Below are 25,981 nucleotides of genomic sequence, written 5' to 3' on the forward strand. Positions count from 1 at the left end.
TGATGCTTTGCTTAACATTCTTGAATTTAAAATAAATTCTAGGACAGGCTGATGTCGCTACTGTTACAAATTACGATTTTCCTGGGAGCTTCCCTACTCTTGGTGCCATTGGCCAAGCGCTTTGGAATCGCCACCGTACTCGGCTATTTGTTTACAGGAATTTTGCTCGGTCCCAGCGCATTAAATCTGGCCAGTGACCCTGAATCGATTCAAGAACTGGCTGAATTTGGCGTTATTTTATTGATGTTCATTATTGGCTTGGAGCTACGTCCACAACGATTGTGGGAAATGCGTAAATCCATCTTTTTAATGGGCAGCCTACAGGTCGGCATCACCGGCATTATTATTGCCATCATTATCTTTTTTGCCTTAAAGCAAAGTATCTCTGCAAGTTTTGTGATTGGAACTGCATTGGCTTTATCCTCTACAGCCTTTGTCCTGCAACTGCTTTCTGAAAAACAACAACTCAACACCACCTTCGGGCAGCAATCTTTTTCGATCTTATTGTTTCAGGATATTGCCGCTATTCCGCTATTGGCGATTATTCCGCTGCTCGCTGGTACTGAATCGACCCATCATGGCGTTGCCTATTTTGCCGCGATTATTGCGACCTTTAGCGGTTTGTTCCTGTTTAGCCGCTATATGATGCGTCCGTTTTTTCGCTTCGTAGCAAAAAGTGGTGCGCACGAACTGATTACGGCGGTAGGTTTGTTTATTGTCTTGGGCGTGGTTGTACTCATGGATGTGCTCGGGATCAGTACGACATTGGGGGCTTTCTTAACAGGGGTTCTACTGGCAGATTCTGAATTCCGTCATGAACTTGAAGCCAGTATTGCGCCCTTTAAAGGACTGTTACTGGGTCTGTTCTTTATGACGGTCGGCATGACCACACAATTGTCTCTCTTGGTAGATATGCCTTGGCTGATTATTGGCGGTGCACTCATTTTAATGCTGGTCAAAAGCCTGACTCTCACTGCAATCGCCCGCTATTTAAAATATTCATGGCGCAACAGCTTGCTGCTTGCCACCTGCCTGGCTCAAGGTGGTGAGTTTGCCTTTGTAGTGCTGAAAGTCGCCAGTAGTGAAAAAGTATTAACCCAGGCTATTCTTGAGCCTTTAACATTGATTGTTACACTTTCAATGGTGCTCACCCCGATGCTGTATTGGCTGATTAGCGCCTGGTTTATTCCATTGATCGATAAAGAAAAAGCACCTATTTATGATGAAATTCCAGATACCCATAATCCGATGATCATTGCGGGATTTGGGCGTTTTGGACAGATTATTGCCCGTATCGCCCATTTACAGCATCAATCTTTTACTGCAATTGACAGTAATTTAGAAAAAGTTGATTTCGTGCGAAAATATGGCGGTACGGTATACTATGGTGATGCCACACAACCAGATATCTTACGTTCTGCAGGTGTTGAACACGCCAAAGTTTTTGTTCTGGCGATTGATGATATTGAAGACTCGATGAATGTTGCACGTCATATTCGCTTAAACTATCCGAATCTAAAACTTTTAGTGCGTGCACGAGATCGCCATCATGTGCATTTACTGCGTGATTTAGGCGTAGAACATATCTGGCGTGAAACCTATTTGTCATCACTGGGTATGGCCTATCGTGCCTTGCGTGAATTGGATATCAGTGAAGAAGATGCTTATAAAAGCATTGAATTATTTCGTGATTACGATGAAAAATTATTGGTTCAGCAACAGCGGGTTTATACCGATGAACAAAAAATTTATGAAACTCATCGTAATGCATTGGCAGAGCTGGAACACTTATTTGAAAGTGATGCTCAAATTCGTCAAGAACCGACTGGCGTCAATTTACAACGCGGCTTAGAACATCAGCGTATTGATGTCACAAGAGATGATAGTAACTAGCTTGTGTTTTACAATGTAGACACCATTAACACGGGCTAATGGAGAAATTTATGTCTGAATTACGTCAACGCTTTTATATTGAAAATTGCCCGATTCGTGGTGAAGTGGTGCATCTTGAAAGTGTTTTGCAAACCATTCTTGCCCAACGTGACTATCCGCAAGCAATTCAAGTACTTTTAGGTGAGATGCTCAGTGCTACAGCCCTACTTGCAAGCACCCTTAAAATTAAAGGGCGTATTAGCCTGCAAATTCAGGCAGCCGGTACATTCAAATGGGCCATGGCGGAATGCAACCATTTAGGTGAATTACGTGCTTCAGCAGATTACGAAGAAGATCCACGCTTCTTTCAAGCAGAGAGCAGCAGCACGGTTTTCAGAGCGCTCGTCAGTCCTGTACTGTTTATTAATATTGAACCTGAATTTGGTGAGCGTTATCAGGGCATCGTTCCAATTGAACATGACACCTTAGCAGGTTGTTTGATGCAGTATTATGATTTATCTGCACAAATTCCAACAAAAATTCGCTTAGCCAGTACCGCAGAAAGCTCGGGTGGTTTACTGATTCAACTTTTACCACGTATTAATGAAGAAGAACAGCAACTTGTCGATGACGATCTCTGGCCACGCCTGACCATGTTGACTGACACATTAAAGCCAGAAGAACTGACCGACCTTGAAGCTACAGAAATTCTCTACCGTTTGTACAATGAAGAAGATGTTCGATTACCAGAAGTGGAACAATTAAGCTTTGGTTGTACCTGCTCTAAAGATCGTTGTGCCAATGCACTGATTCAAATTGGCGTTGAAGCGGTACGTGAAACCTTGGAGTTTCAAAATCCGATTACCATGGATTGCCAATTCTGTAGCACCCAATACAGCTTTACAGCCGAAGAAGCCTTTGGATTATTTGGTAAACATCTGAGTTAATTCAACTTAAGTCCGTAAAAAGAGTAGCGATATGGCTGCTCTTTTTTTTAATGCTAAATTTAATTTCCCTCCTGTCTGTTTCCTGATTTAGATGCAAGTTTGTGACTTGTAATCTGGTTGTTTTTAAGTAAAATTCCATACCGAAATAAAGCAAATAATGTCAATAAAGCTTTTATTTCTACTACATAAAAATAAATTAATGAGTGGAATATTTACATGAACACAAAAATAACTTTGAGTGGATTAGTACCTATTGCCAGTAGCATGATTCATGCAGAAACAGCTGACTTAGCCGGCTCATGGAAAACCATTGACGATAAAACAAGATATGCTCATGCAGACGTTTTAATCACCAAACAAAAAAATGGAATTTACTTTGGAGAAATTATCAAAGTTCATGCCATTTCAAACCGCCCTGCTATTGATCATTGTGAAAAATGTAAAGGAGCATTAAAAAATGCAGCGTTGATTGGTCTTCCTATCTTTTCAGGCTTTAAGCAGAAACCTAAAAATAAAGATGAATTTATTGACGGTCATGTTCTGGATCCACTTTCAGGTCATGTCTATCAGGGCAAAGGACGCCTCAATGCACGTGGAAATGTGCTTACACTACGCGAATTTATTGGCACAAGCCTGTTAAGTTAAACAGTGTCATGGATTAGGACTGAATAAAAATAATCTTCAGTTATCACAGGTTTTCATATAAAAACTTGTGCTTTTATCCAACCCATTTCTTAATTTATTTTTATAGCCTTATTCACATAATAAAGTTATTAATTTGTATTTATTTAACTGGTAATAACCGCTTAAATTCGTTATAAATAAAACCATAATTTTTTTATGCCTTTATTATGTTAGGTATTTTTCTCTCGTTTTACTTGGGGTTAAACGGTTTATGAACTCAAAATCACGTACTTCTCTTTTTATGTTGTTGACTGCAACAATCAGCTTTTCTAGCTTTGCTTCTACCGATCCTTTAATTGGCAAATGGAAAACCATTGATGACCGAACTGGCTACTCATTATCGGATGTGATCATTCAAAAAGATAAGAATAATCATTATTCAGCCACAATTGTCGATGTTCGTGCTGTACCCGGTGCTTATCAAAATACGGTTTGCGCAAAATGTATCGGTACCAATAAAAACAAACCTCTTGTTGGCCTGACTACGCTTTCTGGTTTAACCCTGCATCCTGATAAGAATAATGAATTTATTGACGGTACTTTTTTAGATCCTGTCACAGGACAGCAATACCCTGCTCGTGCACGACTGGGCAATCATGGAAAACATTTGATTATTCGCGGATCTAAAGACGGCTCCGCCGTCGGTCGAAATATTACCTGGGTCAAAAATTAATCCTCTAAAAGCCCTGTTCTGGGCTTTTTTTTAATATCAATTAATCTAAAAAATAAAGCAACAAACATAATTTATTGTTTTTGTGAGATATTTGGCTTTTATTTGTTTGATTTTTCAAGTAATTATCGCTATAAATTAGATGTTTTACTCTAAAACTAAAAATATTTCATTTTAAGGGGAGATTAATGAAGAAGTTATATAAAGGTATTTTCGCAGGGATAATTTTGGCAACACTTTCTTCATCAAGTTTTGCTGAAAGCGAAAATGATCCTTTAGTCGGCAAATGGAAAACGATTGATGACCGCACTGGTTATTCGCGTGCCGATGTTGAAATTAGTAAAAAACCCGATGGTACTTATGAAGGCATTATTGTCGCGACCCGCAACGTTCCGGGATCAGAAAAAATGGGGATCTGTTCCAATTGCCCAGGCAACTTGAAAAACAAACCCTTTCTCGGTTTACCTTTTATCTGGGGTTTTAAACAGAATCCGGATAACCCGCGTGAATTTAATCATGGTCGCGTACTTGATCCTATTGGCGGTAAAGTTTACAAAGGTAAGGCACGTATAAGTGCAAGTGGCAGGCATTTAAATCTTCGTGGTTATGTTGGCGTTTCAGTGATTGGACGCAGTGTAACCTGGATTAAATATTGATCTTATTCAAGATTTCTAAAGGCTCCTAATAAGGAGCCTTTTTTTTGTCATAACTTGAAACAATAAGGTACATATCTACACTATTTCAGTTTTATGAAAGGCACAATAATGATTAAAACCTAACCAATTCTAGCTTAAGATTTTATGTCTAAAAGTCATTATGAAGTTCTTGGCATTAAGCGTAATGCCACACCCGATCAAATAAAGAAAGCCTATCGAAAATTGGCTCGAAAATATCATCCGGACGTAAGTAAAGAAGCGGATGCAGAAGAAAAAATGCAAGCGATCAACGTTGCTTATGACACTTTAAGCAATGAAGAGAAAAAGGCCGAATATGATTTTCAGCTTGATCATCCTGAAGCTTTTTATCAATCGGGGGCACAGACAGGGACAGGCGGTTTTGATAATAGCCGCTTCTACCGTCAGGGATTTGACCAACAGGGTCATTCAGACTTTAGTGGCTTTGAAGATCTTTTCGGACGTTTCGGTTCTGGCTTTGGTGGAGGGAATTATCAATATCAAAAGCAACAAAGACAGCAGCAGCGCAGCTATCAAGGTGAAGACCAACACGCCAGTATCGAAGTCGATGTGGCGATTGCATACCACGGATCAACCCAACAGATCACCTTGCAAATTCCGACTTTAAATGCATTTGGTGAAGCTGAAGTTCAGCGCAAAACATTACAGGTAAAAATCCCGAAAGGGATGAAAGAAGGTCAACACATCCGCCTTGCGGGACAAGGTCAAACGGGAGTCAATGGCGGGAAAAATGGCGATCTTTATATTGAAATTCACTATAAAGACACCGAGAAAATTCGAGTTGAAGGCGCAGATATTTACTACACCATCAATGTTGCGCCATGGGAAGCAGCATTAGGACAAAGTATTGAAACTTCAACGCCTGAAGGGACGAAAGTTCAGGTGAATCTGCCTAAAAATGCAAAGACAGGTCAGCAACTTCGGCTAAAAGGCAAAGGGATACCCAGCAAAACACCAGGTCATTTATTCCTGATTTTAAATATCGTGTATCCAGCTGCGCAAACTGAACATGAACAGCAGGCTTATCAAGCTTTTGCAAAAGCTTTTTCAGCATTTAAGCCTCGCAATGCTTAAGGAGAGAATCATGACCACTATTCATTATCGTGAAATTATATGTGATGGGTTTAATCATGCGGAAGTCATTGATGAGCATCATAGTTTTGATTTAAAGCACTTTGCTGATGCCTGTGGACAAAGTCCGGAATGGGTTTTACAACTTCTCGAATACGATATTTTAGATACCCGTCCAGAAGAACGTATTCACCAGTTTTTTGGTGATGATGTTTCTCGTGCACGTCGGGCTTATCGTTTACAACGCGACTTTGATGCCAGTCTTTCTGCGGTGGCGATGATGCTGGATTTAATTGATGAAGTCCAACAATTACGCAAGCAAGTTAAGCACCTGAATGTAAAAGACTCTTGATTGAGCCTTTGAAACTGAATCGCACTGTTCTATATGAACAAGTATGTAGTTGTTATTTTTATCCTAAAAACCCACTTTGTGAGAATAATCTAGGCTTATGAAAACCAAAGAATGTAATAAAAAAGTGAAAAAGATGTTCCCTGAACATCAGGAACTGATCCATAAACTACGTCATGATGACCCTCATTTTGCCAAGATATTTGAGAGTCATCAGGAACTGGATAAAGAAATCGCTCAACTTGAACTCAATCCGGTCAATCTGATTAATGATGATATTGAGTCAATGAAGCGCAAAAAACTAAAAATAAAAGATGAAATATATAAAATACTAACGCGAAATTCTCAAGTGGTTGATCTTTCTTAACTTTTAATATTAATAAGAAAAGACAGATCATTCCACTTATCTGAGTTTAAGTTTAGGGCAACTTATTTGGTTGCGCTTAAAAATAGGATTTCTTTTTATAAAAAGCAAACCTCTATTTTAACTTGGTCAGTTTTTCGACTTCTTTCATGGTTTCTTTAACCGATTGCTTAATCGGCTCATAATCCAGAAACCAGAATAGATTCACGTGTTGATCTTTATGTTGTTGTGCCAACAAATCAATCACGCTCCTTTCCCCTCGTCCAACCAAATGTCTACGATAAAAATAATAAACCAACAATACCGTAGTGATGAGCATGACAATCAACATACTCCAAAACCCGGTGGGTGATTTCAAGCCTGGAATAAACTCAAAGTTCATCCCATAAACGCCGGTCAATAAAGTCAGCGGTGCAAAAATGGCGGTAATAATGGCCAGGATGCGCATATTTTCATTAGTTTGGTTGGCAATGGCTGAAAAATGCAAGTCTATGGCTGCTTGAATGGAAGCACGCAAACGAATGGTATGTTTTTGAATTCTTTCCACATGGCTGACTAAATCATTCATACGAACCAACATAATATCCTGTCGTTCGGACTTCTTCTTGCCTTTTAAATGTGGGTAATTATCGATAATTTCATCACGCAGTTCTTGTAAAGAATCAATTTGTTCTTCACAGAGATTTTCCACTTGTTGAAAAGACATGCTTTCTTGCAACAACTGATTCCATTTCGTAAACCGGCGATGACCTTGTAACAATTCCTGCTGCCAAAACTCAACCCGTCGGGTCAGCGGAACACGCAAATCCAGATAACCATCCACCATACTGTTTAGCAAGCGCAAAGATAAATCGAGTGGTGTAATAGGAAGTTTTCGTGACTTATTTTGTTCTTGAGTAGAACGGATAAAATTGGTTTCAATACGGGAAATATAATTTTCTATCGCTTTATTACCTTGCTCACGCACCGTAATCAGCACTTGATGGGTCATGATAAAACTAATCGGTGTGGTGGCTAAACCAAACATGTTTTCATGTAGTTCAAGCGCCTGCTCACCCGTTTCTATTTCATCATCTGGGGTAATGAGTTTACGAAAAATAAGTAAATCATATTCATCCATAGTATCAAATGCGCAGGGATGCTCTAAATTTAGAATATCTTTGACGTGAAATTCGTTTAAGCACACAGGTGTATGCTGATATATTTCTTTTTGCCACGCCTCCGCACGAGTGACCACATCACCCCGAGTGCAATCGATCCAGATAAATTCAGGTTCGGCTTCAGCATTTAGCTCTTTTTGTACAAAAATATGATGTTCTGTCGGATGTTGGTAGAAATAATAAACCTGCATTAAAACAATTCTCTATTCACAATTTTGCTTTTTTGTTGTTACTCGATAGAAACCTGAGCAACCCAATCTATCGGTCTTAAAATTATGAGCTGCGCTGAAAACTTAAGCAATCAAATAACATTTTATTTCCAAATCTCAATCTAATTTAACGTCCAAAAAAAAGCCCTGAGCAAGCCAAAGTGATGACTTTGACGAAGCTCAGGGCTTTTCATATATTTTCATTCACATGAGTTAACTCATGTGAATATTCAAGACATTAAACTTGTTCGATGTCTTTCATTGTCAATTTAATACGACCACGGTTATCAACGTCAGCAACTTGTACTTTAATTTCCTGGCCTTCTGTCAATACGTCTGCAACATTGGCAATACGTTCGTTAGAAATTTGAGAAATATGAAGTAGGCCGTCAGTACCTGGCATGATGTTTACAAACGCACCGAATTCAACAATACGGATGACTTTACCCATATAAATTGTACCTGGTTCGATTTCAGCAGTAAGCGCTTGGATTTTAGCAACCGCAGCAGCTGCAGCCGCTTTAGTTTCACCAAATACGCGAACTGTACCGTTATCTTCGATATCGATTGCCGCTTTAGTTTCTTCAGTAATCGCACGAATTGTCGCGCCACCTTTACCGATTACATCACGGATTTTGTCCGGGTTGATGTTGATCACTTGGAATGTAGGCGCGTGCATAGAAATTTCAGGACGAGCGCGTGAAATCACTTGGTTCATTGCGTTAAGAATGTGCATACGACCAGCATAAGCTTGGTTCAATGCAGCTTCCATAATTTCTTCAGTGATACCTTCAATCTTGATATCCATTTGAAGCGCAGTAATACCGTTTGCAGAACCGGCTACTTTAAAGTCCATGTCACCTAAGTGATCTTCATCACCCAAGATGTCAGAAAGAACTGCGAAACGCTCGCCTTCTTTCACTAGACCCATTGCGATACCCGCAACTGGTGCTTTCAATGGAACACCTGCGTCCATAAGTGATAATGAAGCACCACATACAGAAGCCATTGAAGATGAACCGTTAGATTCAGTGATATCAGATACAATACGGATTACGTACGGGAAGCGGTCAGCTGGTGGAAGCACGGCTTGAACACCACGGCGCGCAAGACGACCATGACCGATTTCACGACGTTTAGGACCAGATTCACGACCCGTTTCACCTACAGAGTATGCAGGGAAGTTGTAGTGCAACATGAAGTTGTCAGTTTTAGTACCTGACAAAGTGTCAACCATCAATGCATCACGTGTATTACCCAAAGTTGTTGTTACCAACGCTTGAGTTTCACCACGTGTGAATAATGCAGAACCGTGAGCGCGGTCAAGAACGCCAACTTGTACGTCTAAGCCACGAACAGTTTTCGTGTCACGGCCATCAATACGTGGTTTACCAGACAAGATATTGTCACGAACTGTACGGTATTTTAAGTCTTCGAATAATTCGTTAACTTCATCAGCAATACCAGTTTCGTCATTTTCTGGAACAAATTGAGCAACTGCTTCAGCATAAAGCGCATCAAGAGCCGCATAACGGTCTTGTTTCACAGCAATTGTGTATGCTTCAGAGATTTTCGCTTCGAACGCATCTTTCAATTGACCAAGAAGTGCTTCATTCTTCGCTGGAGCAACCCAAGTTGACTCAACCGCGCCTGCTGCTGCAGCAAATTCTTTAATCGCTTGAATCGCGATTTGCATTTCGTCATGACCGAAAAGTACAGCGCCAAGCATTTGGTCTTCTGAAAGTTCTTTCGCTTCAGATTCAACCATCAATACTGCAGATTCAGTACCCGCAACAACAAGATCAAGATCACTTTCTTTCAATTGTTCGTGGTTCGGGTTAAGAATATATTCGCCGTTGATGAGACCAACGCGCGCACCCGCGATTGGACCACGGAACGGAGTACCTGCAATTGACATCGCAGCTGAAGTACCGAGCATTGCAGCAATGTCAGCATCCATAGTTTTGTCAGAAGAAATAACAGTAGCTGTTACCTGGATTTCGTTGAAGTAACCTTCTGGGAACAACGGACGAATTGGACGGTCGATTAAGCGTGAAATTAAAGTTTCAGCTTCAGACGCACGACCTTCACGTTTACCATAACCACCTGGGATACGACCGGCAGCATATTGTTTTTCTTGATAATTAACAGTAAGTGGGAAGAAGTCCTGACCTGCTTTTGCTTTTGGTTGAGCAACAACAGCAACAAGTACAGTTACACCGCCCATAGTGATTACAACTGTGTTTGCTTGACGTGCAACACGACCAGTTTCAAGTACAACCTGGTGTTGACCGAACTGGAATTCTTTACGAATAATATTAAACATCGACATGTATTTTTGTTTCCTGATTTTATTCTAGTGGAGACCCCTAAGGTTTGGCATTCACATTACTCAGCTGTAAGTATAAATGACAAAGCTTAGAAGCCGACCTCACCAGATTTTCAAAACACTAATTTAAGACACAAAGAAGGAGCGAAACAATCGCCCCTTCCCCTTACCTGGTTGGAGCCAGGTAGACTTTGTTTTTCAGTCTGACAGCATTCAAAATGCAATAGTCCGAAAAATAAGTTTAATCGAATTAACGACGTAAACCTAAAGCAGCGATCAAAGCGCTGTAACGAGTAGTGTCTTTACCTTTAAGGTAGTCAAGAAGCTTACGACGTTGGTTAACCATACGGATAAGACCGCGACGGCTATGGTGGTCGTGTTTGTGTTCTTTAAAGTGACCTTGCAAATCATTGATTTGTGCAGTCAACAAAGCTACTTGTACTTCAGGTGAACCAGTGTCGTTTTCAGCGCGAGCATATTTAGCAACGATCTCTGCGCGATCTGCGTTTGTTAAAGCCATTCGATTTCTCCGAGATGCTTAAAAAATTACATATGATAGGAATCAATCAATCACTCAATTGACTGCCGTGCATCACTACAGCAAGTGCGCTATTTTAAGGGAAAAGTCAGGTGATTGCAAAAATAGAAACATGTTTTCATCTTTTTATTTCAATTCGCTGATCAGCCACAGTGTTTATTTTTCTATCTTTAAATTTAGCTTAGCAATCCAGCAATAAAATCATGTCCTACACATCCGTTTTTCATTCTTTTTTTTATATTTTGAGAAGCATCATCTCAAGCATCTACATTGCATACATCCCCATACAGGATAAAAAAAAGCCCAAGCTAGGCTTGGGCTTTTTTTTGCGCTGTAGTTTCTTATGTTTTAATAATTATTATTTTATTTATAGTAATAATGTTCGCTGTTTCGCGGTTATTATTATAAACAATCCTTGTGTAACTGGTACTTCCTTGTGTGATTGATTTTGCCATAAAGCTTTATGTAAAGAAGACGCCTTTTGCGTATCTGTTTGTAAGCTTTTACGTACATTAATTATTTTTTTATTACCGATTTAATGTGACTAAATTAACAATTTTATTTAAATACAACAACTAATAGGTAATTCAAGATCTATTGAATACAAACCCTGACATTCGAATCCACTTTAAAATAAACCAACTCATATTTTTAGTGTCCATGACAGATTAAGCAAATAATTTTGTGAAAAAGCGATATTTTTTGCATATAAAAAAGCCCTGTAGTCTCTCCCAAAACTACAAGGCTTAGCGGCTGTAAGTTTCCTCTTTTTACTTACTTCACTGTAAGTTCGCTGTCTCTCGACATTATTATTATATTTTATGGCGATTTTACCCAACTTTCCGTGTTGAGCTTTTTATGTGCAGCCATCATCTCAAAAACATTCATAAAGCTCTATGCGGCAATTTCTCGAATCAATGTAAGCCATTTCGTACAAAAGCAAAGTTTATTTATTTATAGTTAATAATTTAGTCAATAACTTAGAAATTATTAATCTTCTCTAACAACCCGCTTTTTCTCATAGTTTTAACGGTTAAAGATTGTACTAAGGCGTCTTGATCAGCCAAAAGACTCACCACCTTTTTGGCACGGGTAATCGCGGTATACAGTAATTCTTTACTTAATAAATCCTTTGCCGTTTCATCTAAAACAACTGCGGTATGGGTAAATTCTGAACCTTGCGATTTATGAATCGTCAGCACAAATGCCGTTTCAATACTTTTCGGTAAGCGGGTCGCAGGTACCCATTTTTCCAGACTGGGGAAATAGACTTCAAATTGCGATTGCCCATCTCGACTGCGTTTAAAACAGATCCCGATATCACCATTCGACAAGCCGAGTTGGTAATCGTTATAAGTCATCATTACTGGACGACCGACATACCAGTCGCCTTGCTTGCTCATCTGTAGTGATAAAGCGTCGAGTAAGCGTTGTTCGATGTGAAAATTCAGCTGGGTCAAGCCCAAGGCACCGTGTCGAATGGCGGCCAAAATTCGGTAATCATCAAAAACCCTGACCACGTGTTGCACCCAAAGTTCAGGTTCATCGGCAGTTAAATAGCTTTTCAGTACCTCAATATAATGCTGATAACCCAACATCAGTTTGTCGTAATACGGTGTCCTGTCAAATTGCTTGGACATATGCTGGGGCAGATATTCCAGTTGAATTTGATCTTCCATTTCGGATTGAAGCAATACTGATTTTATTTCACTCGGATGAACCACTTGCTCGGCAAACTTTTCTAACAACGCTGTAGCATTTTGATTGGCTTCTTGCGCTTGAATAAATTTCGCCATTTGCCCAATCAATGCACCCTCTTTAAAACGGCGACTGGTGACCAAATTCACTCGATTCTCGGCTAAAGCGGGGACTTGTTGTAAATCTGCCAGCACTGAACCGACATCGACTGCTGCCAACTGATCTGCATCACCCAATAAAATTAACCGCGCATGATCAGGCACCGCAGACAACAACATATTGGCCAAACTTAGGTCCAGCATTGAGGCTTCATCGACCACAATCACGTCATAAGGCAAAGGTTGTTTGGCATGAAAACGTGGCTGATAAGTCGTTCCCAAACCCAATAAACGGTGAATGGTAATCGGATTGAGTTGTTTTAAATCATCACTGACCAAGTCTTGCAGTTTTTCATCATTCAGCGAGTTTTGCAGCGCCTCTTTCATACGCTGTGCCGCTTTACCGGTCGGTGCTGCCATCGCAATGCGAATATTCGGCAGCGCTTGATTCAGCACGGCAATAATACGTGCCAGCGTATAGGTTTTCCCTGTCCCCGGTCCACCGGTAATAATATTCAGCGCCTGCTTCACCACCATGCTTAAAGCTTGAATCTGATGTTTATCCGTCAACAAATCGGGATAAGCCGAAATATCAACAGCTTCAATATTTTGCTGTTTTAAACGTACCACTTGTTGAGCCAAAGACTGTTCCAATGCCCAATAGCGATATAAATACAAACGATTGTCTTCATAAACAAAGGGGGCAATCCGCTGCTGAATATCGGCTACCGAAACCACTAAATCATTCAGGGTATCGGCTTGCGCTTGAGTTGCAGAAATACAACTATCACCTTGTTGAATCGCTTCCAGAACTTGCTCGATAATGTCGCTGCTATTTTCCTGCTGTGATGTATGACTAAAAGGTTTCTGGCGAATAAACTGACTCCAAGTGCTGATCCATTCAGCGCTTTGACCTTCTTTATATTGTTTATTTTCCACACATTTATCCTCAAAGTTATCCACAACTTAATCTATTGTTTAAAATCTACTAATTTCGACAAATTAGGCAATTTTGCTGCTTTTATCTTCAGCAAAATAGCCCAAAATAGCATCAAGACGCAGGACAAATTCGGCATCCGGCTTCCAGTGATAAAAACCGTGTTCAGCTTGCCCATTCATGCCGCGCAAATACAAATAACTCGCCCCACCCAAATGCTGCTCAATATCATAGCCCTGCATTTGTAACGTCAAATAACGGTGTAACGCAACCAGATACAAGCCTGCCTGCAACCAGTAACTGGCTTGCGACATACTTTGCCTGATTTCCGTCCCAACATAATGTGATTGATCGGTGCCTAAAAAGTTACTTTTATAATCGGCAATGTGATATTGCTGACCATCAAAATAAACCAGATCAATTGAACCAGTTAAATAACGTGCAGAATTAGCTTGGTTAAAATCAAGCATGTCTATGCCATATTCTGCGTACAGTTGATGAATACGTTGAATCGCTAAGACATGATCTGACAGAGACAAATAGAATGGAAATTCAGCCAGATGTTCATGTTCAGTCAGTTGATTCAGCTGAAAATTCTGATGCAAAGGCGTGACTAAAACCTGTTGCAACCATTCACTCATCCAGACAATCAGCTGTTCTTCATCCTGTTGCTGAAATTCCTGTTCATATTTAGCACAGAGTTCTAACCATAAACCTGGATAGTCATTTTTAAAACGGCGGCGAATCTCCAAAGGCCAATCCTGTTGATCTTTGAAATCTATATGTTCAAAAATTTCATGCAGGAAGGTTCCCGCCACGGTTCCCATCGGAAAGTTACGCTTGATCCATGAAAGCGGTTGGTTTGAAACGGTTTCAATCGGTTCAATCACGTGAATTTCATCCGCCGCACTGAGCATTTGTTCGGTATTTACTGCTAAGGCATCGATGGCTTGTTTACGCGTTAAATGCTGTGCCAGTGCACTGAAACTGGTTTTGGAACGTGGGTAAAAACGCTGCGTGGGAAATTCCAATGCCTGTAACGGCAAAGGTTGTTGCTGTTGTTTGAGCTGTAGCTTGATCGGCTTTTCATTCAGCAAAGCTTCTTCTGCACAGGCCGGATGAACAAAAACTTGCGCTGCTTGCCCGCGCCAGAACGCCAAACCATGATTCGATTTGCCGTCCTGATCTTGCAACATGGCATAGACACGATGGCTCGCTCGAGTGAGCGCCACATACCAGAGCCGATGCTGCTCAGCCACAGCCCGTGCATTGTGCTGATCAATTGCACCTTGTTCCAGCAAGTTCTTGTCATTCACTGCAACCACACGCTGTACTTCAACTTTACCTGTTACCGGATGGACATGATCTACGGTAGAAAAGTTCAGGGTTTTGTTCATTTCCCTGAAGTCTTTATCGGCACCCAGTAAAAAAACAATTTTAAACTCCAACCCTTTGGACTGATGAATGGTCATCAGTTGCACCCCTGCCTCATTTGACAGTTTACGCTCCAGTTCCCACTCCCTTTCCGCAGGAGATTGCAGTTGTTTTAAATACCAGTGATAGAGCTTTTGTGCGCCTTGATATTGCTCACTGTGCTGGCTGAGTAATTCAGTCAGATGACGCAAGTTCACCACCGTGCGTTCATTATCCCGGCTTTGGGTGGCGACCAGATTTTTCCAAACCTGAAATAAATTCAGACAATACTGCCACGCCGTTAAAAAGCCCTTTTCCAGCCACATTTCACGAATGCAGTCAAAGTCGTAAATGAACTGGCTTAAACCATCGGCTTGGGCTTCAAGTTGAATCAGTTGCTGTAAATTGAAACCCAGTAATCGGCTAAGTAAGGCACGTTTAATTTTACCTTCGTCATAGGGATGCATGATCGCAGTCAGCACTGCTCCGACATCTTTTGCGACCTGATGATCAAACACACTGCGTTTCGATGGGCGATTGACCCGAATACCTAAACGCTCCAATTCATATTGGACTTTATCCAGACCATCATGGTTTTTCGATAAAATCGCGATGTCATTTTCGCTCAGATATTTCGGTCCAGTTTTTTCTGCGAGATAGAGTTTTTCTTCGATACCCTGATTGAGTAAATCCCGAATTTTCCACGCCACCTGAATCGGTTCCGCTTTTTTATCATTCAATTGCAACCAGCGTAGCGGTTGATGATTTTCACCTTGCTCATCAATAAGCGGTGGATGTGGACGAAAACCAACTTCAACTGGACTGTAAAAAACATCTTCACCAAAATCCATCTGGCGCTGGAATAAAGCATCGACCGCTTCCACCAGTGCTTTAACTGAACGATGGTTGTGTCGCAAACTGTATTCCTGACCTTGTTTGGAAAGCACATCAGCACGGGCTTTGTTATAGGTCAGCATGTCGCCACCGCGAAAGCCGTAAATCGCCTGTTTTGGGTCACCGACCATAATCATGCAGCCTTGCATATAGCGCTTCTGATCACGCCAGATCCGCGCCAGCATATCGTCCTGATCCTGGTTGGTATCCTGAAATTCATCCACCAAGATCAAGGGATAATGGGCCTGCACAAACTTGGCAAAACGTAGACCTTGCTCGCCTTGCAGTGCTTCTGACAAAGTTCGAATTTGCTGGGCAAAAGTGGTTTCGCTTTTCTGCTGCAGCACTTGCGGTAAGCGCTTTTTGACTTCGCGGCTTAAATAAAATTTCAAATAGGCATCCAGTAAATCCAGATCCATATTCAGTTTGGATAAAGCCTCACAAAAACTTTTCAGCGATTGTATTACCACATGCTGCTCAAACTGATTCAGCACATCTTCGGCACATTTATTCAGGACTTTTTTGGTGGCGAGATCAGTCAGGTTTTTCAGTGTTTTTTCAAAATGTGGTGCAAATAAAGCATAGCTGCGCTGTTCAGCCAAAGCCTGAATAAAAGCAGGCAAATCATCACATAGCGTGCGTTGCATCAAGCCATCAGTACGCCATTTTTTACCAATCACCGAATGATATTGTCCATCAGCCGAATAATAATCGCTCAGGGTGGAAATCAGGCTTAAATCCAGCTGAATGAAATCATCTACCAGCTGTTCAAACTGGTTTAAATCCAGTTCTGGCGCGGTGACTTCCTGAAACTGTGCCGAAGCAAAGTTCAAGGTGTTTTCCACCACAGGGACATAAGCGTCCTGCGACTTCAACTTTTGATTGAGCAGTAGATAATTCACCACATTTTGCGGTTGCAACTGAATCCATTCACGTAATACATCATGAATCAGTTGATGGGTATAACTCTTGGCATCATCGGTGATATCGGCACGTTCAATCTTGCCACTTTCAAAAGAAAACTCGCGCAATAACTTTTGACTGAAACTGTCCAGTGTTCCTACAAACAGCTCATCCAGCTGATCAATCACCAGCTTTAAACGTTCACGAGCGAAATCTACTCGCGTTGCATAATCTGTCAGCACTTTTTGAAACAAGGGATCGGTTTCAGCCGCTATTTTGGCTTGAATTTCAGCATCGGTTAATTTTTGGCAACTTTCAAAATAACGTAAGGTTTCAACCAGACGTAGCCGAATCCGGTTTTTCAGTTCTGCTGCAGCTTTACGGGTAAAAGTGGTGGCAATCACCTGATTGGGCAAATACTGATTCAGAAAAATCCGCACCATCAGACTCGACAGAGTGAAGGTTTTTCCTGTGCCGGCAGAAGCTTCAATCCAGTGCAAGCCTTTGAATTGCATATCACCAATCGGGTTAAACGACATCTTTCTTAATGTTTGAGGATGATTCATTTATTTTTATTCCTCAATCACTTGTTGATGCATAAATACCGGCTGATAAAGCTGATAAGAAAATTGTGCACAGGCATCTTCTAGCAATGCTGTAGCATCCTGTTCCTGCAAAATAAACTGCCAGTCACGGTGCATTTTGGTGGCTTCATTATCCGCGACCGAAAAACCGCTGAACTTGCCATCTTCATGCCAGTCTTTATAGATCACATCCATATCGTCAATGCACATCTGGTTCTGTTCATTCGGTTGCCAGTCATGTTCTTTGTCTTTTTCAGCAATTTTCAGCAGCAATGCCGCAGGCAACACCAGAGGTTGGCTTTGCCCGTATTTCCAGGCCGCCAGCCAGTGATTCAGCCATTCGCGCGCTTTATTGGAAGTGACGCCATGACATAAAATGGTTCGGTCACTGAACACCACAACGCGTGCCAGTTTTTCGCCACCCTCACCCATATTCAAATAAGCCAACCAGAGTAAATATTCCAGCCAGACTTTGGCGCGACGCTTGGCACGTGCACTCGATGCTTCCAGACTGACCCATTTTTCAGCACTATTTTTTGGCAAGTTAATGTTCATATAAACATGATCATTCACCTTCCACACCTGCTGCGTAGTCGGCGTGACTTCAGGGGCATATTTCAACAATCGCGCTTTTAAACGTTCTTGCTCCACCACGCTCATCTGCCAGCTACTGTGTTGCAGTTTGCCAATCGGCAGCTGATCCATCAATAATTCAGGTTGCGCAGCACCGTCCTGCTTTTGCAAGAACTGGCGCACGGCATAACGTCCTAAACCATCGAGTAACAAAGGTTCTTGCACCGCTGGTAAATCTTCAGGATGCAAGTTTTCCACGCCTAGCGTTTTTAAATATAAGCGTGCCGGGAAAGTCACATCCTGAATCCATTGATGACTGTCCAGCACCTGAACATCCTGCTGCAGGTTTTGATACGGCGTATTCACCCAAGATGAACGCTGTCCCGTGGCATGCCGAAGCTGCCCGGCCACACAGAACCATTGATCCTGATAACGCACCGGTCGAGCAGTTTCAAATCCCACCGGATCAAAGGGCAATAAAGGATGCACATGATAAAGTGACTGCAATTGCTCAGGCACGTCCACCCCATTGATCTCCACGGTGGTATCCGCTTCTGTATCGGGCTGTTTAGTCTGAACAATAAAGGCTAGATGCTGAATCAATTCCTGCAACACGGTGGATGGATCACGCACTTCACCATCATTAATATCGAAGCCATTATAAAATAGCCACAGGTTGTCCTGCGCCAACAGCAGATTATCTAAAAATGCTCCCTGATCATCTTCCAGACGGGAACGATCGCCCAATTGGGGTTTCAGCAAATCCATCAAATCGAAGGGTAAATGTTGGGTTCGATTCGGAAATTTACCGCTGTCGAGTCCAAGCATCACAATCAATTTATACGGCACAGGACGGATCTGTCCGATTTGGCTAAAGGTAATTTGCCCAGTCGGTTCAGCATGTTCTAGCTGTGCTTCCAAAGTGGTGTTAATTTCCGCCAGCAAATAAGGCAAAGGCAAACTTAAACTGCGCAAGGCATGATGATCGTGCTCATCATAGAAACTTGCCAGTGTCAGCATCCGTTCTTGTTTTTTAATAATTTTATAAACAGCCGTTAAGGATTCAACACCGGCCTGTTCAAACTCGGCAATGTCTTGCATCAGATGTTTTAGCCATTGTTCCACAGGCACAGTTTTGCCTTGCTCATGCGCAATCATCCAGTCACGGCGTGCATCAAAATCCTGATAAATCTGAATCAACTTGGCAATCAGTTCAAAGTCACTCGGTAACACTTTGGCAAAACTAAGCGTGCCTTGAAACAAGGTATGTTCGGGAATGGCAATCCCCAAAGCCAGACGATCAAGCGCGAATTTAAAACTAAAACGATAGTCTTCATCGCCTGCGGACAAACTGCATTGTAAATGCTGCGCATCCAGTCCACGTTTAAAGCCGGCATCAACTAGCAATTCAGTGATACGTTCAATCGAATTAACCTCTAAGCCGTAGAGCTGTTGGGTAGCACCCAGACTGAGCCAGTCGGCAAAATCTTCAATGGTAAAACGCCTTTGAATCAGCTCAATGCGCCCCAGCACTGCTTTCCAGGCATTCAGCGTATCAAGCTGAGTCACGCCGGCAATTTTAATCGGCAAATAGACGCTGTCTTTGGAGAGTTGATGACGGCTACCCGCTTTTTGCTGAATCAGATCGCGTTCACTTGGTGGCGGTGCAAATACACTACGAATTAGCGGTTCAAGTTCACTCAAACTTGGGCTTAAAACCAAGATGTCACTTGGCCTGCGTGGCGCATCTTTTGTGCCTTGTGCCAACCAGTGAATCAGTTGTTCTTTTAAAACTTCCAGCTGGCGCAAACTGGAATGGCAGACATGAATCTGAATCGAATCATCCTGCTCATCCAAGACATATTGATGCTTTTCAGGCTCGACTAAATACAACACATCCGACTGAATTTTACCGAGCAGGTTATCTTTATATTCATCGACAAAAGCATCTGCCCAGACCCCATCTTCACCTGAAGACAAGTTGGACAATAAAGAGAAATGATCACGTGCCTGTTTACCAAAACGGGTCAGTAATGGATGGCGTGATTCACGCTGCTCTGCATTAAAATTTAAGGTAAATTCCTGAAAGAATTTTTCAATATCAGCATCACTGGCTTTTGGATTTTTGGCAATAAAGCGTTCTTTCACCCGTACGTCGTAACGCGCTTTCCAGTTGGGATCGACGCTGTCTGCCCAATATTCTTGCGAAGGGTTGTAATGCAGAATATAGATATCAAGGTACTGCCCCAAACGGCGTAAAAACTCCAGTTGCATTGGCGGTAAATCGAGTAAGGTAAAAATCACCAATTGTCGCGGCAGTTTTTTTAAGGCTACTTTACGTGTTTCTGGATCGTCCAGAATTTCCCAGAACATCGCGTCAATACTTTGCATTTGCTCAAAGTCTTGATGAAACACTTCCTGCCATAACCAGCGCTGCCATGCTTCCAGTTCACGTGCCTGATTTAAGGTAAATTCAGAAATTTCAGTATTGGTTTTAAAGAACATCTCCTCAATCGGAAGTTCTTTATTTTGCCCCCACGCCTGTAACCAGTTGGTCTGGCAATTGCACATATTAGCTGGACAATTTTTCTGGCAATGCCCCCGATATTCCATGTAATGGCTAAACAGGCGTGACACCTGTTCCGCCACCCAATACAGCATGCCCTGTTTCTTTAGCTGTTTTTCTACGCCTTGTTCCAAACGGTCGGCACTGTCATAAATCCGTTGCACAATCGAATGTAAAGGATGATCGAACTCCAAAGGATTTTGTTCGGCCTGAATAAAGCTTTTCAGTGCCTGAAACACGCGCCATTTAATAATAATGCGGGGAATATTGGCTTTACGGACCTGTTCTTTTTGATCGACCAACACCCATTGATAGGCTGACCATTGAAAACCACGAATACGGTGATGAAACTGGGTATTGGCACTGATGCCTTTTTGTTCTGCCAGTTTTTGAGTGAGCCATGTTTCCATCGCATGCGACGGTACAATAAAATGTTGGGTTTGCAGAACCTGAAAAGGCGTATGAGCAGGCTTATTCACGGTCGTCAGCATGGCATGTACAAGTACATCAATCCGCTGACTTTGAATCACATGAATTGCCATTAATTACCTACTCCTGTTTTTTTCAAAATGAAATATCTACAAAACCACAAAGATTATTTACTATACATCTGCATCTGTCTATGTCACTTTTAGATTTCGATTCGATTCAAAAATGCTTTTAAATTCGGATCTTAATAATGATTGAATAGAAAAACCAACACCAAGTTCAAGGTATTTACATGATGAAAATAGATAAAATTCCAGACTCAATAGACCCGGCATTAGATTTGGAAGCCATTCGTGCAGAATGCTTAGAACTTGTCAAAAAACGTGCTTATTTTTCTGCTGGTGCTGCCGTCGTGCCTGTTCCATTTCTGGATGTCGTCATCGACGTCGGGATTTTGTCACAACTCATTCCAGAAGTGAATGCACGTTTTGGTTTAGCCCCTGAACAAATCAGTGTCTATGATTCAGAAACCAAACAAGTACAGTGGAACGAACTGCGTAAACGCGGGGTCGAATTTTCTGGCTTGGTGGTTGCCCGTACCGCGGTCAAAAAATCCCTCAACAATGTAGCAGCCAAGGTCATCACCAAACAGGTCACTAAATTTATTCCTTTAGGCGGACAAATTGTTGCAGCAAGTTTAGGCTATTTTGTGATGAAAAAAGTGGCTGAAGCGCATGTAGAAGAATGTTACAAAATTGCCAACGGCATTCAACAAAAACAAAAAGCACATGTGGTGAATTAAATCATCTGTAGTAAGTGTTGGCCTATCAAGGCAGCTTATAATCACAAACAAGCTCACAGCTGAGAGCTTAATTCGCTCTCAGCTGTTTTAAAATGGCCCGTAATACTTCTAAACGTGCAGTATTTTTATCATTGGTGGCAATAATATACCAGGGGGCATGGACTGTACTTGTTCTTTCAAACATATCTGCTGCGGCACTTAAATATTCATCCCATTTTTCACGATTACGCCAATCATCCGCGGTAATTTTGAAGCGTTTATGCGGGGTTGCTTCACGTACTTTAAAGCGCGCCTCTTGTTCATCCTTACTAATCGCCAGCCACAATTTAATCACCACCGTTTGACTATTGACTAAATCTTTTTCAAAACGGTTAATTTCATCATAGGCACGTTGCCATTCTGCCTCGTTGACAAAACCCTCAACGCGCTCAACCAATACCCGGCCATACCAGGAACGGTCAAAAATGGTAATGTCTTCCTCAGTTTGTAACTTGGTCCAAAAACGCCATAAATAGGGATGACGCATTTCATACGTCTCAGGTGCTGAAATGGGGTGAATATCATATTCACGTGGATCAAGATTTTTAACAATGCGTTTAATCGCTCCGCCTTTACCTGCCGCATCCATTCCTTCCAGAACAACAATGGCCTTAAGATCATCAAAACGTAGGGCTTCTGCTACTTTAAGAGACAGGTTTTTCAGCTCTTTTTTATAATCTTCTTTGGTAATCGGCTGATTTTCAGGATGCAATAATAGTTCTGGAATAGCAGCTTGTTTCCATTTGGCTGTGCTTTGACTTAAATGTTTAGGACAATGCTTCATGGCCGCCAAAATGGTCTGTGCAAATTGCTGATCTCGCGCTTTTTCATCTTCACAATCGATAATCGTCCAGTCTTGGGTAAAGCGCTGACGCAGTTTTTGCACGTTGTCATATTGTTTTTTATTGCGCCAATCTAGACCATGCAATTTATGCCAATGCACTTCGCTCGGATCCATATTGTCGAGTCGTTTCTGCAAAGATTTCCATGACAAGTCAAACCAGACTTTAATCACGTCAACATGATTGTTTTTTAAGTCCTGCTCAAAAGCACGCATATCTTCAATGTACGCATCAAACAGCGTTTCATCTAAGGGCTTGGACACATGCAAGGCGGTGACCAGCAAATCACTGTACCAATTACCAAACATCACCATAATTTCACCTTCAGCAGGAATAGAAGGTGCATAAGGCTGCCAAAAAGTTTGCTTCTGATTCAACATGATTGGCGGATCTGCTTTGACTCGTAAATAACGGGGATCGACCCATTCACGCAGTTGCTTGACTGACTCCCCCTTGCCCGCCAATTCAATTCCATTGACTAAAATCAGCACGCTTTTGGCATTCTTTTGATCGCGGGTATTTTTTAAAAAATATTGCGCTTCAATCAGATTCAAGGAGAGCTCACTTTCATCCAGCAGCTGACTTTCTATTTTTTCTGAAGGCATATTATTCTCAAATCTATCGTTCTTCATTGCAGTATAGCGAAGCTAAAAACCACACAACATAGCAAGATGTGCAATTTATGTTGCTTAAAATTGCTTATTTCCAGATCGAACTGACCTATTTAAAGTCATTTTTTTATCATTTTGTCATAGCGACTTTGCCAATCTACCTCTAAGATTTACCCATCTGAAAAATAATAGAGACGCATGATGTCGAAACTGGCTGCATTGGATGATTTGTTAGAGTTGTACTATCAATTGAATTATCATCAAAATCCTGACATTTTCCAACGTCTTCAAGATGTGCAAGCCTGGCAAAAACAGCGCATGCAAAACACGCATGTCAAACAGTTTGCAGAAAAACACAATATTTTAATGTCCGAATATTTTCTGAATCGTCTGTATGGTGGTCCAGATTTCGATGCTTTGGCAGAGCAAATTGCACGTTTAGCAAAATATGCACATAAAGCAGAAAAAATCATTCCTGAAAATGCCATTAAGACCGGTACCTCTGGTGTTGAACTCGCAATTTTAGCGGTGCAACTGGATGAACAAGTGGCGATGCAACTGCTCGAAGATTATCATCCCTATGAAAGCTTAACCGATGAGATGATGCGTCTGACTTATCTTAAATTGGATCAAGGACAACAGCGTTTAAAACAGCTGGACTTACTGGATCAACTGGGCTTGAGTCTAGATAAATATATGCGCTCATTTGTGGTCTACACTGCGTTTAAAATGTGTAAAGGCACCGCTCATAAATACAACTTTCAGGTGATGTATGAATTTATGCAGGATGGCTTTTTAGCCATGAAACCGTTAAAGTCGGCAGAGAAGTTTGTCAAAGATTTTACTGCGGTTGAACGTCAAATCATTCATAAAGTTCATGCCGGTGATCCCCATCCATTTCAATAACGTCATGCTGTGATGGAAATAACACAATGAGCCGCGAATAAAAATACAGGACAGATTTCTGTATATTATTCATAACAATTGCATGCGGATTGCTGTACAACGTCTTAGAATCTGTCATCATGCAAGCACTGCAATATTAACCCTATTTTTATGTTAGGAGTGACTCTATGTCTAACGAAAATCAAACGCCTATCTCGATACCTGAGTCGGCACAAAATACAGACAAAGTGAGTCCATTCTTAACTGAACCATTACCGCAAGGGACAGCACAAGGTCAGCAACAAACATTACAACAACAGTTGGCCGACACCCCTGTCACCGGTTCAGTTCCTAAATACAATTTGCCACGTGGCGCAAACACCGGCAATGTTGGCGAAACAACACACTTTGGTTTTCAAACTGTAAGTAGTCAAGACAAAGCACAAAAAGTGGCGGAAGTGTTCCACTCTGTAGCGAGTAAATACGACATCATGAATGACTTGATGTCATTTGGTATTCACCGTTTATGGAAGCGCTTTGCCATTAACATGTCTGGCGTACGTCGTGGTCAGCATGTACTGGATATTGCAGGCGGTACAGGTGACTTGGCTAAAGTCTTCAGTCGTGAAGTCGGTCCTACCGGTCATGTAGTTCTTTCGGACATTAATGAATCGATGCTGAATGTCGGTCGTGACCGTTTAATCGATGCCGGTTGTACCAATGTCGATTTCGTTTTAGCCAATGCTGAAACCTTAGAGCCATTTGTGGACAATAGTTTTGACTTACTGACCATCAGCTTCGGTTTACGTAACGTGACTGACAAAGATGCTGCACTCGCTGCGATGTACCGCGTACTTAAGCCAGGCGGTCGCTTGTTGGTGCTTGAATTCTCGAAACCTGTGTTTGAGCCATTCTCTAAACTATATGACCTGTATTCATTTACCGCTTTACCGATCATGGGCAAAATCATTGCCAATGACTCGGAAAGCTATAAATACTTGGCCGAATCAATTCGTATGCACCCTGACCAACGTACCCTAAAAGGTATGATGGAAAATGCCGGCTTCCAGAACTGTGATTACCACAACTTAACCGGTGGTATTGTGGCGGTTCACCGCGGCTTTAAACTTTAAGGTTTTATGCTATGTGGTCGATTCTGGCACTTGGTGCAGTTGAACGATTAATTCATCATGTGATTGATCTGGATGCGATTACTCGTATCCAATTAAATGAACTGCAAGGCAAAATGTTGCGGGTGGTCATTGACTCACCGCAACTGTCTGTCGATGTATTCTTTGACCAAAACAAAGTTCGCCTAGAACCCACTGTCACCGGTCAAAATGATACGCCATCTATCTTCGAACAACGTCCATTCGATAAAAATGAACAGGTTTCTGAAGCGACTGCAACTTTGCAGGTTAAAAATGTGGTCGAGCTTTTGAAGCTGTTACTGGCTGATGATGTCGGTAATATTCCGCTGCAAGGTGACTATCATTTGTTGCAGGATATTCAGCGCATCATGCAACAGGCTGAACCCGATTTAGCTTCGCATTTAAGTCCTTGGATTGGTCCTGGTCTGGCACATGAACTGGGTAAGATTCAACTTGCACCGAAACATTTAAAACGCACGCTTGAAAGCTATGCGTTCTTTGCTGAAGATGCATTAAAAGAAGATACCAGTCTGTTTGCCTCACGTTGGCAGATGGATGATTTAAACCAAGACACTCGAATTTTCAATCAAAATTTAGATCGTGCTGAAGCTAAAATTCAACAACTTCAGGCACAGATTGATTCAACTCAAAACTAGGTATAAGCATTT

At 41.6% G+C, this 25,981-nt stretch carries 19 protein-coding genes; 12 read left to right on the top strand and 7 right to left on the bottom strand.

Annotation, left to right across the window (positions count from 1 at the left end; all coding sequences use genetic code 11):
• Positions 1-51: 51 nt before the first annotated feature.
• The 8 genes from B9T23_RS03610 (at position 52) to B9T23_RS03645 (ending at position 6,655) form a co-directional block, all read left to right on the top strand.
• A complete protein-coding gene (locus tag B9T23_RS03610) occupies positions 52-1,893 on the top strand; it encodes a monovalent cation:proton antiporter-2 (CPA2) family protein (protein WP_086193034.1) in 1,842 nt (613 codons plus the stop codon).
• A gap of 50 nt (positions 1,894-1,943) precedes the next feature.
• The gene (gene hslO, locus B9T23_RS03615) at positions 1,944-2,819 is read left to right on the top strand and encodes an Hsp33 family molecular chaperone HslO (RefSeq protein WP_086193035.1); all 876 of its coding nucleotides are present in this window, start codon (positions 1,944-1,946) and stop codon (positions 2,817-2,819) included.
• 216 nt (positions 2,820-3,035) lie between these two features.
• Positions 3,036-3,464 (top strand): DUF2147 domain-containing protein, encoded by a 429-nt coding sequence (locus B9T23_RS03620; RefSeq protein WP_086193036.1) that lies wholly within the window; start codon positions 3,036-3,038, stop codon positions 3,462-3,464.
• Between the two features lie 250 nt (positions 3,465-3,714).
• Complete coding sequence (locus B9T23_RS03625; RefSeq protein WP_086193037.1) at positions 3,715-4,176, top strand: DUF2147 domain-containing protein; 462 nt, start codon at positions 3,715-3,717, stop codon at positions 4,174-4,176.
• A 185-nt stretch (positions 4,177-4,361) separates the two neighbouring features.
• Complete coding sequence (locus B9T23_RS03630; RefSeq protein ID WP_067722269.1) at positions 4,362-4,829, top strand: DUF2147 domain-containing protein; 468 nt, start codon at positions 4,362-4,364, stop codon at positions 4,827-4,829.
• 144 nt (positions 4,830-4,973) lie between these two features.
• Positions 4,974-5,942: a DnaJ C-terminal domain-containing protein gene (locus tag B9T23_RS03635; RefSeq protein ID WP_086193038.1), complete on the top strand. Its 969-nt coding sequence runs from the start codon at positions 4,974-4,976 to the stop codon at positions 5,940-5,942.
• Between the two features lie 10 nt (positions 5,943-5,952).
• Positions 5,953-6,291, top strand: coding sequence for a chaperone modulator CbpM (locus B9T23_RS03640; protein WP_067722273.1), 339 nt, complete (start codon positions 5,953-5,955; stop codon positions 6,289-6,291).
• A 97-nt stretch (positions 6,292-6,388) separates the two neighbouring features.
• The gene (locus tag B9T23_RS03645) at positions 6,389-6,655 is read left to right on the top strand and encodes a YdcH family protein (RefSeq protein ID WP_086193039.1); all 267 of its coding nucleotides are present in this window, start codon (positions 6,389-6,391) and stop codon (positions 6,653-6,655) included.
• A gap of 112 nt (positions 6,656-6,767) precedes the next feature.
• Here the strand turns inward: B9T23_RS03645 and B9T23_RS03650 are convergent, their stop codons facing one another.
• From B9T23_RS03650 to B9T23_RS03675, 6 genes are all read right to left on the bottom strand, one after another.
• Positions 6,768-8,003, bottom strand: coding sequence for a magnesium transporter CorA family protein (locus B9T23_RS03650; RefSeq protein ID WP_086193040.1), 1,236 nt, complete (start codon positions 8,001-8,003; stop codon positions 6,768-6,770).
• Positions 8,004-8,259: 256 nt separating this feature from the next.
• On the bottom strand, positions 8,260-10,347 hold the full coding sequence (pnp, locus tag B9T23_RS03655) for a polyribonucleotide nucleotidyltransferase (protein ID WP_171263052.1): 2,088 nt from the start codon (positions 10,345-10,347) through the stop codon (positions 8,260-8,262).
• A 253-nt stretch (positions 10,348-10,600) separates the two neighbouring features.
• Positions 10,601-10,870: a 30S ribosomal protein S15 gene (rpsO, locus tag B9T23_RS03660; RefSeq protein WP_067722305.1), complete on the bottom strand. Its 270-nt coding sequence runs from the start codon at positions 10,868-10,870 to the stop codon at positions 10,601-10,603.
• A 998-nt stretch (positions 10,871-11,868) separates the two neighbouring features.
• Positions 11,869-13,623: an exodeoxyribonuclease V subunit alpha gene (gene recD / locus B9T23_RS03665; protein WP_171263043.1), complete on the bottom strand. Its 1,755-nt coding sequence runs from the start codon at positions 13,621-13,623 to the stop codon at positions 11,869-11,871.
• Positions 13,624-13,686: 63 nt separating this feature from the next.
• Positions 13,687-17,397 carry a UvrD-helicase domain-containing protein gene (locus B9T23_RS03670; RefSeq protein ID WP_086193043.1) on the bottom strand — a complete coding sequence of 1,237 codons (3,711 nt, stop codon included), beginning with the start codon at positions 17,395-17,397 and terminating at the stop codon, positions 13,687-13,689.
• 6 nt (positions 17,398-17,403) lie between these two features.
• A complete protein-coding gene (locus B9T23_RS03675) occupies positions 17,404-21,096 on the bottom strand; it encodes an exodeoxyribonuclease V subunit gamma (protein WP_086193044.1) in 3,693 nt (1,230 codons plus the stop codon).
• Positions 21,097-21,278: 182 nt separating this feature from the next.
• Between B9T23_RS03675 and B9T23_RS03680 the strand changes: the two genes are divergently transcribed.
• Entirely contained in the window at positions 21,279-21,785 is a 507-nt protein-coding gene (locus B9T23_RS03680) for a hypothetical protein (RefSeq protein WP_067722313.1), read from the top strand.
• 67 nt (positions 21,786-21,852) lie between these two features.
• On the opposite strand, the gene pap is transcribed toward B9T23_RS03680, so the two are convergent.
• On the bottom strand, positions 21,853-23,271 hold the full coding sequence (pap, locus tag B9T23_RS03685) for a polyphosphate:AMP phosphotransferase (RefSeq protein ID WP_086193045.1): 1,419 nt from the start codon (positions 23,269-23,271) through the stop codon (positions 21,853-21,855).
• Between the two features lie 207 nt (positions 23,272-23,478).
• Between pap and B9T23_RS03690 the strand changes: the two genes are divergently transcribed.
• The 3 genes from B9T23_RS03690 to B9T23_RS03700 all read left to right on the top strand — a co-directional run bounded on the left by B9T23_RS03690 (position 23,479) and on the right by B9T23_RS03700 (position 25,969).
• The gene (locus tag B9T23_RS03690) at positions 23,479-24,183 is read left to right on the top strand and encodes an FFLEELY motif protein (protein ID WP_067722332.1); all 705 of its coding nucleotides are present in this window, start codon (positions 23,479-23,481) and stop codon (positions 24,181-24,183) included.
• Between the two features lie 167 nt (positions 24,184-24,350).
• Positions 24,351-25,295, top strand: coding sequence for a bifunctional demethylmenaquinone methyltransferase/2-methoxy-6-polyprenyl-1,4-benzoquinol methylase UbiE (ubiE, locus tag B9T23_RS03695; RefSeq protein ID WP_086193046.1), 945 nt, complete (start codon positions 24,351-24,353; stop codon positions 25,293-25,295).
• Between the two features lie 11 nt (positions 25,296-25,306).
• Entirely contained in the window at positions 25,307-25,969 is a 663-nt protein-coding gene (locus B9T23_RS03700) for a ubiquinone biosynthesis accessory factor UbiJ (protein WP_086193047.1), read from the top strand.
• The last annotated feature ends 12 nt before the right edge of the window (positions 25,970-25,981 follow it).

Source organism: Acinetobacter terrae (assembly GCF_002135195.1).
Taxonomy (GTDB): Bacteria; Pseudomonadota; Gammaproteobacteria; order Pseudomonadales; family Moraxellaceae; genus Acinetobacter; species Acinetobacter terrae.

Bases quoted from the DNA above. Each gene is read 5' to 3' on its own strand.
- B9T23_RS03700 (WP_086193047.1), top strand. From the start codon at position 25,307: ATGTGGTCGATTCTGGCACTTGGTGCAGTTGAACGATTAATTCATCAT.
- B9T23_RS03675 (WP_086193044.1), bottom strand. From the start codon at position 21,096: ATGGCAATTCATGTGATTCAAAGTCAGCGGATTGATGTACTTGTACAT.
- pnp (WP_171263052.1), bottom strand. From the start codon at position 10,347: ATGTTTAATATTATTCGTAAAGAATTCCAGTTCGGTCAACACCAGGTT.
- rpsO (WP_067722305.1), bottom strand. From the start codon at position 10,870: ATGGCTTTAACAAACGCAGATCGCGCAGAGATCGTTGCTAAATATGCT.
- B9T23_RS03610 (WP_086193034.1), top strand. From the start codon at position 52: ATGTCGCTACTGTTACAAATTACGATTTTCCTGGGAGCTTCCCTACTC.
- B9T23_RS03640 (WP_067722273.1), top strand. From the start codon at position 5,953: ATGACCACTATTCATTATCGTGAAATTATATGTGATGGGTTTAATCAT.
- B9T23_RS03630 (WP_067722269.1), top strand. From the start codon at position 4,362: ATGAAGAAGTTATATAAAGGTATTTTCGCAGGGATAATTTTGGCAACA.
- B9T23_RS03650 (WP_086193040.1), bottom strand. From the start codon at position 8,003: ATGCAGGTTTATTATTTCTACCAACATCCGACAGAACATCATATTTTT.
- B9T23_RS03645 (WP_086193039.1), top strand. From the start codon at position 6,389: ATGAAAACCAAAGAATGTAATAAAAAAGTGAAAAAGATGTTCCCTGAA.
- ubiE (WP_086193046.1), top strand. From the start codon at position 24,351: ATGTCTAACGAAAATCAAACGCCTATCTCGATACCTGAGTCGGCACAA.
- pap (WP_086193045.1), bottom strand. From the start codon at position 23,271: ATGCCTTCAGAAAAAATAGAAAGTCAGCTGCTGGATGAAAGTGAGCTC.
- B9T23_RS03680 (WP_067722313.1), top strand. From the start codon at position 21,279: ATGAAAATAGATAAAATTCCAGACTCAATAGACCCGGCATTAGATTTG.
- B9T23_RS03625 (WP_086193037.1), top strand. From the start codon at position 3,715: ATGAACTCAAAATCACGTACTTCTCTTTTTATGTTGTTGACTGCAACA.
- B9T23_RS03635 (WP_086193038.1), top strand. From the start codon at position 4,974: ATGTCTAAAAGTCATTATGAAGTTCTTGGCATTAAGCGTAATGCCACA.
- B9T23_RS03690 (WP_067722332.1), top strand. From the start codon at position 23,479: ATGTCGAAACTGGCTGCATTGGATGATTTGTTAGAGTTGTACTATCAA.
- B9T23_RS03670 (WP_086193043.1), bottom strand. From the start codon at position 17,397: ATGAATCATCCTCAAACATTAAGAAAGATGTCGTTTAACCCGATTGGT.
- B9T23_RS03620 (WP_086193036.1), top strand. From the start codon at position 3,036: ATGAACACAAAAATAACTTTGAGTGGATTAGTACCTATTGCCAGTAGC.
- hslO (WP_086193035.1), top strand. From the start codon at position 1,944: ATGTCTGAATTACGTCAACGCTTTTATATTGAAAATTGCCCGATTCGT.